Source organism: Asanoa siamensis, from assembly GCF_016862555.1.
In the GTDB taxonomy this organism is placed as follows: Bacteria; Actinomycetota; Actinomycetes; order Mycobacteriales; family Micromonosporaceae; genus Asanoa; species Asanoa siamensis.
Genome location: NZ_BONE01000099.1, coordinates 1 through 13,493, shown reverse-complemented (window position 1 = coordinate 13,493; position 13,493 = coordinate 1). Strand labels below are relative to the sequence as shown.

Here is a 13,493-nt window from a genome sequence, read left to right as displayed (position 1 = left end):
CCTGTTAGCGATAACAGCTTCGTTAGTCGATACGTTGGCTCGTTCCTGTCGAGGTCTCCAGCGACAATGGCGCGGTGCGGCCGCCCGGCGTCCGGGGCGGCCGCCCCGGTTCATTCCTGCGCTTTGCCGCCCGCGATCCGGGAGAGCACCAGAGCCACCAGGATGATGGCGCCGTTGAGTGCCCCGATCCATTGAGCGGGCACGCCGGCCAAGGTCAGTACGTTCTGAATGAGGAACAGCGTCAGGATGCCGGTGAAGGCGCCGAACACCGTTCCTTTGCCACCGTTGAGGCTGACACCACCGATGACGGCGGCCGCGAAGACGGTGAAGATCGCGCCGTTGCCCTGAGCGGCGGCCACCGAGGCCAGCCGGCCGGAGAGCATGAGGCCACCGAGCGCGGCCAGCAGGCTGGCGCTGGCCAGGACGATCCACAACACCCGGTTCACCGGGATGCCGGCCGCCTTGGCCGCGTCGGCGTTGCCGCCGATCGCGTACAGGGCACGGCCGAAACGGGTGTACCCGAGCACCACGATTCCCGCGGTGAAGAGCCCGAGGCAGATCCAGATCGACGCGGGCAGGCCGAGCCAGGAGGTGGTGCCGAGATAGAGCATCGAGTCGGGCAGGTTGAAGAACGTCTGGCCGCCGGAGACACCGGTGAGCAGGCCGCGCAGCACGATCAACATGCCGAGCGTGACGATGAAGCCGTTGAGTCCGAACCGGACGATCAGCAACGCGTTGGCCAGGCCGATGGCGACCCCGACGGCCAGCGTGATCGGAATCGCCCAGCCGCCGGGGACCAGTCCGAGGCCGTGTCCGGCGCCCGCGGCGACGGTCATCCACGCCGCGATGCCGGGGGCCAGCCCGAACGTGGACTCCAGCGAAAGATCCATCTTGCCGACCACCAGCACGAGCGTCTGGGCCAGCACCAGCAGCGCGATCTCGGACATCGTCTGGAAGATGTTGGTGAGGTTGTCCGTGCTCAGGAAGACCGGGCTCACGATCTGCCCGACCGCACCGATCACGATGATCGCCGGCACGAGGGCGATGTCCCTCAGCCGGGCGAGCGCGATCCGCCCGACTGTCCTTGGCCCGGCGGTCGCGGTCTCCTGCGCTGTCGGGACGATGTCGGGGTCGCTGGTTGTCGTGGTGTCAGGCATCGGGGGCAAGTCCTTCCATGGCGGCGACCAGGTCACGGTCCTGCCATCCGCTGGGCATCTCGGCGACGACACGGCCCTGGAACATCACCACGACCCGGTCACAGATTCGCAGGTCGTCCAACTCGTCCGAGGCGATGACGACGCCGGCGCCGGCCGCGGCGACCTCCTCGACCTTGTCGAGGAGGAACTCCTTGGACCGGACGTCGACACCCGCCGTTGGGGTGATCAGCACCATCAGGCCAGGGTCGTTGGCCAGGGCCCGCGCCATGACCACTTTCTGTTGGTTGCCACCGGAGAGATCGGACACCGGCTGCTCGGGACCGGAGCTCTTGATGGCCAGGTTGTCGATCAGTCGGCGGGCGATCGCGGTGCGGCGGGACGGGTTGATGAAGCCCGCCGGGCCAAGGCGACGTGGGATGGTGAGGGTGGCATTGTCGGCGATCGACATGTCGCCTACCAACCCTTCGTGATGTCGGTCCTGCGGCACGAATCCGACGCCGGCCGCGAGGGCGGCGCCGACATCGCCCGGCCTGGTCGTGACACCGCAGACGGCAACGCTTCCGCCAGTCGCGCGGCGCAGGCCGGCGACAGTCTCCGCCAGTTCCGACTTGCCGCTCGCGGCAGCGCCGGCCAGGCCCACGATCTCTCCTCTGCGAACCTGCGCGGTCACGTTCTCGTAGGCGCCGGGCAGGTTCAGCTCCCGCAGGTCCAGAGCCAGGTCGGTGCCGGCCGCGGCCTTTGGACGGTCCCGGGCCAGGCGTTGCGCGGCCGCGTCCCCCGTCATGGCCTCGACGAGGTCGGTGCGGGTAAGGTCCGCGACCGGCGCGGTCAGCACGTGCCGGGCGTCGCGAAACACCGTCACGGTGTCACAGATCTCGTAGACCTCCTGCAGGTGGTGGCTGATGAACAGGAACGTCACCCCCTGGGCCTGCAGGTCACGGATCCGCCCGAACAGCCGCTCGATGGCGGCGCCGTCGAGCTGAGCGGTCGGCTCGTCAAGAATGATGAACCTGGCGCCGAAGGAGAGCGCCCGGGCGATCTCCACAAACTGTCGCCGTTCGATGTCGAGGTCGGCCGCCGCCTGGCGGGGATCCACGTCGACGCCCCAGGTCCGCAGGACGCGCTCGGCCTCGGCGTAGAGCGTCGACCAGCGGACCAGGCGACCCCGGCGCGGTTGCCGGTTGAGGAAGAGATTCTCGGCCACCGTGAGCTCGGGGATGATGGTCGACCGTTGATAGACGCACGCGACCTGGCGCCGCCACGCGTCACGATCGGTGAGCCGAGGGGCCGGCGCGCCGCCGAACGTGACCTCTCCGCTGTCCGGCGCCTGCAATCCGGTGAGGATCGACACCATTGTCGACTTGCCGGCGCCGTTGCGTCCGACCAGGGCGTGCGTCTGACCTGTGTGGACGGTGATAGCGGCGTCGTGCAGGGCGACGGTGGACCCGTATCGCTTGAAAACGTGCACCGCCCGGGCAGCGGCCGGACCCGGGTGGGTCCGGCCGCCGCCCGTGGGGGCGGTCGGGGTGGGGGATCCCGGCCTGTCGTTCATCGTTGACTGCCCTCGTTCGGGATGGCGTGCTAGCTGATGGTGTTGCCCCACAGCGAGGTGTCGTCGGGTTTGATGCTGGGCACCTCGCCATACGTGCCGCCGTCCGCGGTGACCAGCGGTGCGGACAGCTGGTCCTCGAGCAGCCCCGGACGCACCTGGATGATCGTGCTGTCGTGATCGGTCGGGCCAGGCTGGAAGGTCTTTCCGTCGATCGCCGCCTTGAGGTAGTGGAGCGCGTACTTGGCATAGAGATCAGCGGGTTGCGAGACGGTCGCGTCGATGTTCCCGGCACCGATCTCTTTGAGCTCCTGCGGAATGCCGTCGTTGGACACGACGAAAACGTGCTTCGGGTCGCTGGGCGGGACCAACAGGTTGCGCTGTTTCAACAGCTGGAGCGTTCCGGCCAGCGCGAAGCTGGACTGCATGTAGACGCCCTTGATGTCCGGGTGCTCGGTGAGGCGGATCTGGAGCTTCTGGGACGCGATGGCGCCATCCCAGTTGGTCGCCTCGCCGAACACCGTGATCTTCGGGTACTTCGCCTTCATGCACTCGTTGAACGCCTCGGTCCGGTCGCGCCCGTTGACCGAAGCGAGATCGCCCTGGAGCATGACGACCTTGCCCGCGCCGTTGAGCTTGGCGCCGAGAAAGTGGCAGGCCTTCTCGCCGTAGGCACGGTTGTCGGCACGCACGACCATGAAGACGTTGCCCTGGTCCGGTCGGGTGTCGATGGTGACCACCGGGATCTTCTTGGTTTCCAGCGTGGTCAGTGTCGGTGCGATGGCCGCGGTGTCCTGCGGTGCCATGGCGATGCCCTTGACGCCCTGGCTGACCAACGTCTGCACGTTGGACGCGAGCTTGGCCACGTCGTTCTGGGAGTTCGTCGTCTTGATCTCGACGCCGATCTCGGCGGCCATCTTCGGGGTGTACTCGATGTAGGAGTTCCAGAAGTCGGTGTCCGACCGGGGGTAGTCCACTCCGACGATCGGCGCGCCCGTCGCGCCGGCACCGTCTCCGGAGTTCGAGGCGCTGTTGCATGCGGCGGCCAGGACGGCACACAGAGCGAGAGCCGTACCGGCCGCGATGGATTTAGCCTTCATCGCGATCCAATCTGATTCGAGGGTCAAGGGATGGCGGCTGGGTCCGTATCCGCCCACCGTGGTCCGTCGGGAAAGCGGTACGCCTCAACGGATGCCGGCTTCAGCTGTGCGCTGAGGCCGGGCAGTCGCGGTGCGATGTATCGGCCACGCGCGATGGTGGCCGGATCGACGAAGTGTTCGTGCAGATGGTCGACGTACTCGACCACCCGGTCTTGCGTGCTGGCACTGACCGCGACGTAGTCGAACATCGCGAGGTGCTGCACCATCTCGCACAACCCGACGCCACCGGCGTGCGGGCAGACAGGGATGCCGAACTTGGCGGCCAGCAGCAGGATCGCCACGTTCTCCGTGACGCCGGCGACCCGCGTCGCGTCCAGTTGGAGGATGTCGATCGCGCCGGCCTGCAGCAACTGCTTGAACATGACCGCGTTGTGGGTGTGCTCGCCGGTCGCCACCCGGACCGGTGCGACGCCCTGGCGGATGGCGGCATGGCCGAGCACGTCGTCCGGCGACGTCGGCTCCTCGATCCAGTAGGGATCGTAGGGCGCGAGCAGCCGCATCCAGTCGATGGCTTCCTGGACCCCCCAGGCCTGGTTGGCGTCGACCGCGATGCGCACGTCGGGACCCACCGCCTCGCGCGCGATCCGCATCCGCCAGACGTCGGCGTCCCGGTCGGCGCCGACCTTCAGTTTGATGTGGTGAAAGCCGTCGGCGACGGCCTCGCGCGCCAGTGTGACGAGCTTGTCGTCGCTGTACCCCAGCCAGCCGGGTGTGGTCGTGTAGGCGGGGTACCCGTTGCGCAGCAGCTCGTCGCGACGGGCCCCGCGACCCTCTCGTGCCCGCTCCAGGATGTCGAGTGCCTCGTCAGCGGTGAGCGCGTCGGACAGGTAGCGGAAGTCGACAAGGTCGACGAGTTGCCGCGGGGTCAGGTCGGACAACAGTTGCCAGACGGGCTTGCCGGCCCGGCGGCCGTAGAGGTCCCACATGGCGTTGACCACCGCGCCCGCGGCCATGTGGATCACGCCCTTGTGCGGGCCGAGCCAACGAAGCTGGCTGTCGCCGGTCAGTCGGCGGGAGAAGGCACCGAGGTCGCCGAGGACCTCGGCGACCGGCAGGCCGACGACCAGCGGCGCGAGCGCCTCGATGGCGGCGACCTGGACGTCGTTGCCGCGGCCGACGGTGAAGGCGAGTCCATAGCCGACGCCGCCGCTGCTGGTCCGCAACACGACGTAGGCAGCGGAGTAGTCCGGCTCCGGATTCATCGCATCGGAGCCGTCGAGCTGTGCGGACGTCGGAAAGCGCACGTCCGCGGTCTCCAGTGCGGAGATCACCTCCGTGTCCAGACCAAGACCGTCGCTGGTCACGCCTGCCGATGCTGCCCGGACCGCCGGTGTTAGCGTTGACATGGGATCACTTTATAGACGTCGAAGTGACGAGTGTCTACCCCTTGCAACGGACCATGGTCCTGAGCTGCCCTTATGTAGATCGACGCATCCGGCGCGTTTCTCGTGGGTTTCGGGACATGGGATTACTTGTTAGTGTGGCGCCGCTAAGGAAAGGGGACTGGCCGGTGTCACTGACCGATCGGGCGATCGCCCAGATCCGCGAGTTGATCCAAACCGGAGAGCTGGCGCCGGGCGCCAAGCTTCCGGCGGAGGCGCAACTCGCCGCGGAGCTGGGACTTGGCCGCAATCTCCTGCGTGAGGCAGTCAAGGCGTTGGAGGCCGCCCGGGTGCTCGAAGTGCGTCATGGCAGCGGCACCTATGTCACTTCGCTCGAGCCACGCCTGCTGTTGGAGGGGGTCAGCGACGCTGTCGCGCTGCTGAGGGGCGACGACATCATCGAAGTGACCGAGGTGCGGCGGGTCTTCGAGCCGGCGGCCACCGCATTCGCCGCCACCCGGGTGACTCCGGCCGACCTGGCCGTGCTGCGGGAACACCTCGACGCCATGCGCGCCTCGCTGGACGACGTGGAGCAGCTCAATTTCCACGACGCCGCGTTCCACCGCGCGGTGGTGGCCGCGACCGGCAACACAACGATGACCATCCTGCTGGACGGGATCGCCAACCTCACCGTCCGTGCCCGGGTGTGGCGAGGACTGGTGGACGCCAACGTCGCCGGCCGGACGGTCGCCGAGCACGAGGCCATCCTCCGCGCGCTCGTCGCCGGCGACGCCGTGCTCGCCCACGCCGCCGCGCTCATGCACGTCACGACGACCGAGATCTGGTTACGTGAGCACATCCCCGCCGAGCACCCCGAGACTTCCTGAGCGCCCGAAGTGCCAGGCATGATGGTCATCGACGCGCACCTGCACGTGTGGGATCCTCGCCGGCGGAACTATCCGTGGCTCGACGCCGTGCCCGCCCTCCGGCGTCCGTTCCTGCTGACTGACCTGGTCACCAATCGAATCCGTCCACGCGGCGCTGTGCTCGTGGAGGCCGGCGCCGCGCCCGAGGCGGCCCTCGACGAAGCCGTCTGGGTCGAGTCCCTCCGGTCGCCGATGTCCTTCCTGGCGATCGTGGCGCAGGCGCCCGTCGAGCTCGGTCGAGCGGCGGCCGCGCCCCTGGCAACCCTGGCGGATCGCCCGCGGGTCAGCGGCGTGCGCCGTAACCTTCAGGACGAAGACCCCGGTTTCGCCTTGACCGAAAGCTTCCGCACCGGCGTCGGCCTGCTGGCCGCCCACGACCTGACCTTTGACCTGTGCGTGCGACACGAACAGCTCCCCGAGGTCACGGAGCTGGTCCGGCGAACGCCCGAGGTGACATTCGTGCTCGACCACCTCGGCAAGCCACCGGTACGGGACCGGCGGCGCGATCCGTGGCGTGCCCACCTGCAGGGGTTGGCGGCACTGCCCAACGTGCGATGCAAGCTGTCCGGACTCACCACCGAGGCCGCACCGCGCCGCTGGCGCCCCGCCGACGTGCTGCCCTACCTGGACCATGCGCTGCAGTCCTTCGGGCCAGCGCGCTGCATGTTCGGCAGCGACTGGCCGGTCGCCACGCTCGCCACCAGTTACGACCGCTGGATCGCCGTCGTGGACCGTGCGGTCAGCGGTTACACCGAGGAGGAGCGCCATCGGGTGATGGCCGCCACGGCGATCGAGACCTACCGCCTCACTCTCTAGAAAGGGGACCAACCATGCGCGCGGCGCGATACATCGGAGCGGGTTCGATCGACGTCGTCGAGGTCGACCCGACAGACCCCGGACCGGCCGAGGTCCAGATCGAGGTCGCCTACACCGGCATCTGCGGCACCGACCTACACATCCTGCACGGCGCGATGGACCACCGGGTACGCGCGCCGCAGGTGATCGGCCACGAGATGTCGGGCCGGGTGGCGAGCCTCGGTGCGGATGTCACCGGCTGGTCGGTGGGCCAGCCAGTCACGGTGATGCCGCTTCGCTGGTGCGGTCGCTGTCCGGCGTGTCGAGCCGGGAACCAGCACATCTGCGAGCGGCTCGTCTTCGTCGGCATCGACAGCCCGGGCGCGATGCAGACACGGTGGACTGTCTCGGCGGACCTTCTGGTCGCCTTGCCCGACGCTCTGGCACTCGACGCCGCCGCGCTCGTCGAGCCCACCGCGGTGGCCGTCCATGACGTGCGTCGCGCCGGCCTCGCCGTCGGCGAGACGGCCGCGGTCATCGGCGGCGGTCCCATCGGGGTACTGATCGCCCTCGTGTCCCGCGCCGCGGGCGCCGACGTAACCGTGTTCGAATTGGACGCGCACCGCCGAGGCGTGGCCGAACGCCTTGGCTTGCGCGTTGTCGATCCGGGCGCGGTGGACCTCGCGGCGTTCGTCGATGACTGGACCCGCGGCGCCGGAGCCGCCGTCGCGTTCGAGGTCTCCGGATCCGGTGCCGGCCTGTCGACCGCTGTGGCGACACTGGCCGTGCGAGGTCGATTGGTCATGGTCGCGATCCACAACGAGCCTCGACCGATTGACCTGTTCCGGTTCTTCTGGCGCGAGCTGACCATGGTGGGCGCGCGGGTGTACGAACGTACCGACTACGACCGGGCGATCCGGCTCATCGCACGAGGCGACCTCCCCGTGGGCGAGCTGATATCCGACGTCGTCCCGTTGGACCGGGCCGGCGACGCGTTCAGGTCGCTCGGTGCGGGCGGGCCCGTGATGAAGGTACTCATCGACTGCGCTCCGGGCGGTGGCCGATGAACCTGTTCGATCTGACCGGCAAGATCGCTGTGGTGACCGGCGGCCGTCGCGGCATCGGGTTGGCCATCGCCGACGCGCTGGCCGCAGCCGGAGCGGACATCATCGGCGTGAGCGCTTCGCTGGAGGCATTCGGGAGTGAGGTGGAGGCGCGGGTCCGCGGCCACGGCCAGCGGTTCCACGCGTACCGGGCGGACTTCGCCGACCGGAAGGCGGTCGTGCGGTTCCTGGGTGATCTGGCGGGCGATGGCCACCAGCCGGACATTCTCGTCAACAATGCCGGCACCATCCGCCGGATGCCGGCCGTCCACCACGGCGACGACGACTGGGACGAGGTCATCGCGGTCAACCTGTCCAGCCAGTTCGTGCTGACTCGGGAACTGGGCCGACAGTTGATCGACCGAGGCAGCGGAAAGATCATTTTTATCGCTTCGCTGCTGAGCTTTCAGGGCGGCATCACGGTGCCCGGGTACACCGCCGCCAAGTCAGGGATCCTGGGCCTGACGCGCGCGCTGTCCAACGAATGGGCGGCACACGGCGTCAACGTCAACGCGATCGCGCCCGGATACATCGCGACCGACAACACCGCGGCGCTGCGTGCGGACCCGGGCCGGAACCAGGCGATCCTGCAACGCATCCCGGCGGGTCGCTGGGGCGAGCCCGCGGATCTGGCCGGCGCCGCTGTTTTCCTCGCCAGCCGGGCTTCCGACTACGTCAACGGCAGCGTGATCACGGTCGACGGCGGCTGGCTGGGCCGCTGACCCGCATGCGGGCACACCATCGCGGATGGAGGAGGAGATGACGACGACGCGTTCCGAAGGGATCGGCAAGCTGAACCTGCCTACCGTCGGACTTGGCTGTGCGCCACTGGGCAACCTCTTTCGCGCGCGCACCGACGACGAGGCGGCCGAAACGCTGGAGGCCGCGTGGCAGGCGGGAATCCGCTACTTCGACACGGCGCCACACTACGGTCTGGGACTGTCCGAGCAGCGGCTCGGCCGTTTCCTCGCGACCAAACCCCGGAACGACTTCATCGTGTCCACGAAGGTCGGCCGACTGATCCGGGACAACTCGGGATGGGACGGCGTCAGTGCTGACGACCAGGGCTTCGCGGTGCCGGCCCGCCGACGCCGCGTGCTCGACTACACCGAACGTGGGATCCGCGTCAGCGTCGAGGAGTCGCTCGTCCGCCTCGGACTCGACAGGGTCGACATTCTGTTCGTTCACGACCCGGAGCGGTCGGGCACCATCGACGCGACGGAATCCGGGATACGCGCGCTGGCCGCCCTGCGCGACGAAGGTCTCGCGACGGCGATCGGCACCGGCTCGCTCGGCGTCGAGGCGTTGCTGTGGACGGTCCGTGGCGGTCTGGCCGATGTCGTCATGGTCGCCAACCGGTTCACACTGCTCGATCAGAGTGCGCGTCCGGCCCTGGTGCCGGCGTGCGACACGCACGATGTCGACATCGTGGCCGCCGCGGTCTTCAACAGCGGGCTCCTGGCCCGGGCGCCTGACCGCGACGGCCGCTACGACTACGGCAGCGTGCCGGAAGACGTCCTCGCGCGCGCTCGGGCCATCGCGGAGGTCTGCGCCGCTTTCGACGTGGAGCTGCCAACCGCGGCGATGCGATATCCCCTACTCGATCCGCGCGTCGCATCGATCGTGATCGGCGCCGGGACGGCCGAAGAGCTGCGGCAGAACGTCGACCGCCTCGACGCCCTCGTCCCGCCGGCGCTCTGGGACGAACTCGACGCTCGTGGCCTCGTTCCGCGACCTCGGTAGTCGCGGACGGGTCGCCGAGCCTGGGGCGTAAAACGCCGCCGGGCCTATCAGGCTGCCTAAAGGTCCTATGTATCAGCTCGGACACACCCGGGTTTGTTCGCGTGTCATCGGAATGACGCCGCGATATTGACGCGATACATCACATGTTTGTAACCTTGCCTTCACCTTGCTTAGATCAGCTTCGATGCTCGGCCGGCCGCTGAGGCGGGCGCCGCGGCTCGCGTCAACGGGCGGTCGCGCCGGTGGGATCTGTAACCGGTTTCGAAGCAGACGGCCCGCAAGGTTCCCCCGGCCCGTCCTTTGGAGATCTCAATGTCTGATCTGACCCGGAGGCAAGTGCTACAACTAGGAGCGGCCGGCGCTGGTGCCGCCATGCTCCCCTGGATCGCTCACCCCCGACCCGCCTCTGCGGCCCCTGTCGCGGTGCAGGCAATCAACGACCTGGCAATCTGGTACGACGAAAGCGCCGGCACCGATTGGTTGCGCGCCCTCCCGATCGGCAACGGCAGGCTGGGCGCGATGGTGTTCGGCAACGTCGACGTCGAGCGCCTGCAGCTCAACGAGGACACCGTCTGGGCCGGCGGCCCCTACGACTCGAGCAACACCCAGGGCGCGGCGGCGCTGCCGGAGATCCGGCGCCTGGTCTTCGCCAACCAGTGGAGCCAGGCACAGACCCTCGTCGACCAGGCCATGCGCGGCCGACCGGCCGGACAGCTCGCCTACCAGACGGTCGGCAACATCCGGCTGACCTTCCCCAGCGGCGGCTCCGGGGTCTCCGAATACTCCCGGCATCTGGACCTGACGACCGCGACGACCTCGGTGTCCTACCTGCAGAACGGGATCCGGCACCAGCGCGAGACCCTCGCCAGCGCACCCGACCAGGTGATCGCCATGCGGCTGACCGCCGACCGCGCTGGCGCCATCAGCTTCTCGGCCCGCTTCGACAGCCCGCAGCGCACAACACTGTCCAGTCCGGACAGTGCCACGATCGCGCTCGACGGCCTCTCGGGCGACATGGAAGGCGTCACCGGGCGCGTCCGGTTCCTGGCGCTGGCCCGGGCCGTCGTCGACGGCGGCACGGTCAGCAGCTCCGGCGGGACGCTCACGGTCACCAACGCCACCAGCGTGACGCTGCTGATCTCCATCGGCACCAACTACGTCAGCTACGCCAACGTGTCCGGCGACTACCAGGGCATCGCCCGGCGGCACCTCGACGCCGCCCGGACCCGCTCCTGGGACCAGCTACGCAGCCGGCATGTGGCCGACTACCAGACGCTCTTCAACCGCACGACGCTCGACCTCGGTCGAACCTCGGCGGCCGACCAGCCGACCGACGTGCGGATCTCCCAGCACGCCAGCGTCAACGACCCGCAGTTCTCCGCGCTGCTCTTCCAGTTCGGTCGGTACCTGCTGATCTCGTCATCACGGCCGGGCAGCCAGCCGGCGAATCTGCAGGGGATCTGGAACGACTCGCTGGCTCCCGCGTGGGACTCGAAGTACACGATCAACGCGAACCTGCCGATGAACTACTGGCCAGCCGACACCACGAACCTGTCCGAGTGCTTCGAGCCGGTGTTCAGGATGGTGAACGACCTGACCGTGACCGGCGCCCGCACCGCACAGGTGCAGTACGGCGCCGGCGGTTGGGTGACCCACCACAACACCGACGCCTGGCGTGGCAGCTCCGTCGTCGACGGCGCGCTGTGGGGAATGTGGCAGACCGGTGGCGCCTGGCTGGCCACGCTGATCTGGGACCACTACCGGTTCACCAACGATCTCGACTTCCTCCGCCAGTACTATCCCGCGCTCAAGGGCGCCGCCCAGTTCTTCGTGGACAGCCTGGTGCCCGAGCCCAGCCTGGGCTACCTGGTCACCAACCCGTCGAACTCGCCGGAGCTCGCGCACCACTCCGGCGTCAGCGTGTGTGCGGGGCCGACCATGGACAACCAGATCCTGCGGGACCTGTTCAACGCCCACGCCCAGGCCAGCCAGGCGCTGGGGGTGGACGCCGACTTTCGCACCCGGGTCCTGGCCACCCGCGACCGGCTGCCCCCGATGCGGGTCGGGTCACGCGGCAACATCATGGAGTGGCTGTACGACTGGGTCGAACCCGAGACGAGCCACCGCCACGTGTCGCATCTCTACGGGCTCCACCCCAGCAACCAGATCACCAAGCGCGGCAACGCCACTCTCTTCAACGCCGCGCGCCGCACCCTCGAACTGCGCGGTGACGACGGCACCGGCTGGTCGCTCGCGTGGAAGATCAATTACTGGGCACGGCTGGAGGAGGGCACCCGCGCGCACGACCTGATCCGACTGCTCGCCACGCCGGCCCGGCTCGCGCCCAACATGTTCGACCTGCACCCGCCGTTCCAGATCGACGGCAACTTCGGCGCCACGTCCGGCATCGCGGAGATGCTGCTGCAGAGCCACGCCGGAGAGCTGCACGTGCTGCCGGCGCTGCCGTCCGCCTGGACGACCGGCCAGGTCCAGGGGCTCCGCGGCCGCGGCGGCTACACCGTCGGGGTGCTCTGGAGCGCCGGGCAGGCAACCGAGATCCTCGTCCAGGCGGACCGGGCCGGCACCATCAACGTGCGTGGCCGGGTGTTCGCCGGCACCTTCCAGGTGGTCGATACCAGCACCGGCGGCGCCGTGTCGGTCACCAAGCCGGAGAACGACGTCATCACGCTTCCCGTGCTGGCCGGACGCACCTATCGGGTGACGGCGGCGCAGCCTCCGGTCTCCGGAACCGCGGTGCTCCACGCCGACCTGAACTACGGCGGGGCCAGCGCCGCGCTCGCGGTCGGCAACTACACGGCGGCGCAACTGCAGTCGGCCGGAATCGGGCTGCGGGCCGCGTCGTCATTGCGGGTGACCGCGGGATATCAGGTCGTCGGTTACGCCAACGACAACTTCACGGGCACGAGTTGGACCTTCACCGCGGACAACGCCGATCTGCGTACCACCGGCAGCAACGACGCGATCGCGTCGGTACGGGTCACCTTCGCACCGGCCCGGTACGTCCGCCTGACCAACGTGACCAACGGGCTGGCGATCGACAGCGGCGGGGCCGTCGCCTCGGGCACGAACCTCAAAATCTGGAGCTGGAACGGCAGCAACAACCTGCAGTGGCAGCTCATCGAGCTCGGCACCGGCTACTACCGCATCGTCAACCGCGCCAACGGCATGGTCGCCGACGGCTGGGGATCGACCGCCAACGGGTCACCGGCCCGCCAGGCCGCCTGGAACAGCAGCACCAACCAGCAGTGGCAGCTCATCCACCTCGGCGACGGCCGCTACCGGATCGTCAACCGGACCACCGGTCTGACGCTCGACAGCGGCGGAAACGTGGCGGCCGGCTCGGCCCTCAAGCAGTGGGCCTCGGGCAGCAGCACCAACCTACAGTGGACTGTCACCTTCACGTAGGACTTTTGAAACTCCTTCCGCACGTGATTGACGCCCTTCTGTGTTAACGTGAACATACCTTATTCGCGAGGCAGTCGAGTCGAACTCCAGGGCACACATGGCACGCCGACCATGTGTGCCCTGGTCCGCATCCGCCTGCCACACCGCGCCCGTCCCCGCCGCGCGGACCCGAAGGAATGGAGTGCTTCATGAAGTCCGGCGTTCCGACCCCTCCCCTCCCCTCCCGTCGACCTGGCTGGCGATCCGCGCTTACCGCCGCCGCTGTCGCACTCGCCGTGGTCGCCACCGGCATGGTCGGCGTGCCGCCGGCGT

Annotated in this window: 10 protein-coding genes; 6 read left to right on the top strand and 4 right to left on the bottom strand. The window is 68.6% G+C overall.

Going from position 1 to position 13,493, the window contains the following annotated elements; all coding sequences use genetic code 11:
- Positions 1-110: 110 nt before the first annotated feature.
- Genes Asi02nite_RS36100 through Asi02nite_RS36085 form a run of 4 tightly spaced genes read right to left on the bottom strand, consistent with a single transcriptional unit; the run spans position 111 to position 5,170 of the window.
- Positions 111-1,157, bottom strand: coding sequence for an ABC transporter permease (locus tag Asi02nite_RS36100; protein ID WP_203718538.1), 1,047 nt, complete (start codon positions 1,155-1,157; stop codon positions 111-113).
- The gene (locus Asi02nite_RS36095) at positions 1,150-2,709 is read right to left on the bottom strand and encodes a sugar ABC transporter ATP-binding protein (protein WP_203718537.1); all 1,560 of its coding nucleotides are present in this window, start codon (positions 2,707-2,709) and stop codon (positions 1,150-1,152) included. The genes Asi02nite_RS36100 and Asi02nite_RS36095 overlap by 8 nt, the downstream gene beginning before the upstream one ends.
- Before the next feature lie 29 nt (positions 2,710-2,738).
- Positions 2,739-3,833 carry a sugar ABC transporter substrate-binding protein gene (locus tag Asi02nite_RS36090; RefSeq protein ID WP_239127516.1) on the bottom strand — a complete coding sequence of 365 codons (1,095 nt, stop codon included), beginning with the start codon at positions 3,831-3,833 and terminating at the stop codon, positions 2,739-2,741.
- The gene (locus tag Asi02nite_RS36085) at positions 3,830-5,170 is read right to left on the bottom strand and encodes an enolase C-terminal domain-like protein (RefSeq protein ID WP_239127515.1); all 1,341 of its coding nucleotides are present in this window, start codon (positions 5,168-5,170) and stop codon (positions 3,830-3,832) included. The genes Asi02nite_RS36090 and Asi02nite_RS36085 overlap by 4 nt, the downstream gene beginning before the upstream one ends.
- Before the next feature lie 206 nt (positions 5,171-5,376).
- On the opposite strand from Asi02nite_RS36085, the gene Asi02nite_RS36080 reads away from it, so the two are divergent.
- The 6 genes from Asi02nite_RS36080 to Asi02nite_RS36055 all read left to right on the top strand — a co-directional run bounded on the left by Asi02nite_RS36080 (position 5,377) and on the right by Asi02nite_RS36055 (position 13,181).
- Complete coding sequence (locus tag Asi02nite_RS36080; RefSeq protein ID WP_203718535.1) at positions 5,377-6,075, top strand: FadR/GntR family transcriptional regulator; 699 nt, start codon at positions 5,377-5,379, stop codon at positions 6,073-6,075.
- Positions 6,076-6,093: 18 nt separating this feature from the next.
- Positions 6,094-6,930: an amidohydrolase family protein gene (locus Asi02nite_RS36075; protein WP_203718534.1), complete on the top strand. Its 837-nt coding sequence runs from the start codon at positions 6,094-6,096 to the stop codon at positions 6,928-6,930.
- Positions 6,931-6,944: 14 nt separating this feature from the next.
- Complete coding sequence (locus Asi02nite_RS36070; protein ID WP_203718533.1) at positions 6,945-7,976, top strand: zinc-dependent alcohol dehydrogenase; 1,032 nt, start codon at positions 6,945-6,947, stop codon at positions 7,974-7,976.
- Positions 7,973-8,734 (top strand): 2-dehydro-3-deoxy-D-gluconate 5-dehydrogenase KduD, encoded by a 762-nt coding sequence (kduD, locus tag Asi02nite_RS36065; protein ID WP_203718532.1) that lies wholly within the window; start codon positions 7,973-7,975, stop codon positions 8,732-8,734. Before Asi02nite_RS36070 ends, kduD begins: the two co-directional genes overlap by 4 nt.
- 37 nt (positions 8,735-8,771) lie before the next feature.
- Complete coding sequence (locus Asi02nite_RS36060; RefSeq protein WP_203718531.1) at positions 8,772-9,755, top strand: aldo/keto reductase; 984 nt, start codon at positions 8,772-8,774, stop codon at positions 9,753-9,755.
- A gap of 423 nt (positions 9,756-10,178) precedes the next feature.
- Entirely contained in the window at positions 10,179-13,181 is a 3,003-nt protein-coding gene (locus tag Asi02nite_RS36055) for a glycosyl hydrolase family 95 catalytic domain-containing protein (protein WP_203718530.1), read from the top strand.
- Positions 13,182-13,493 lie beyond the last annotated feature (312 nt).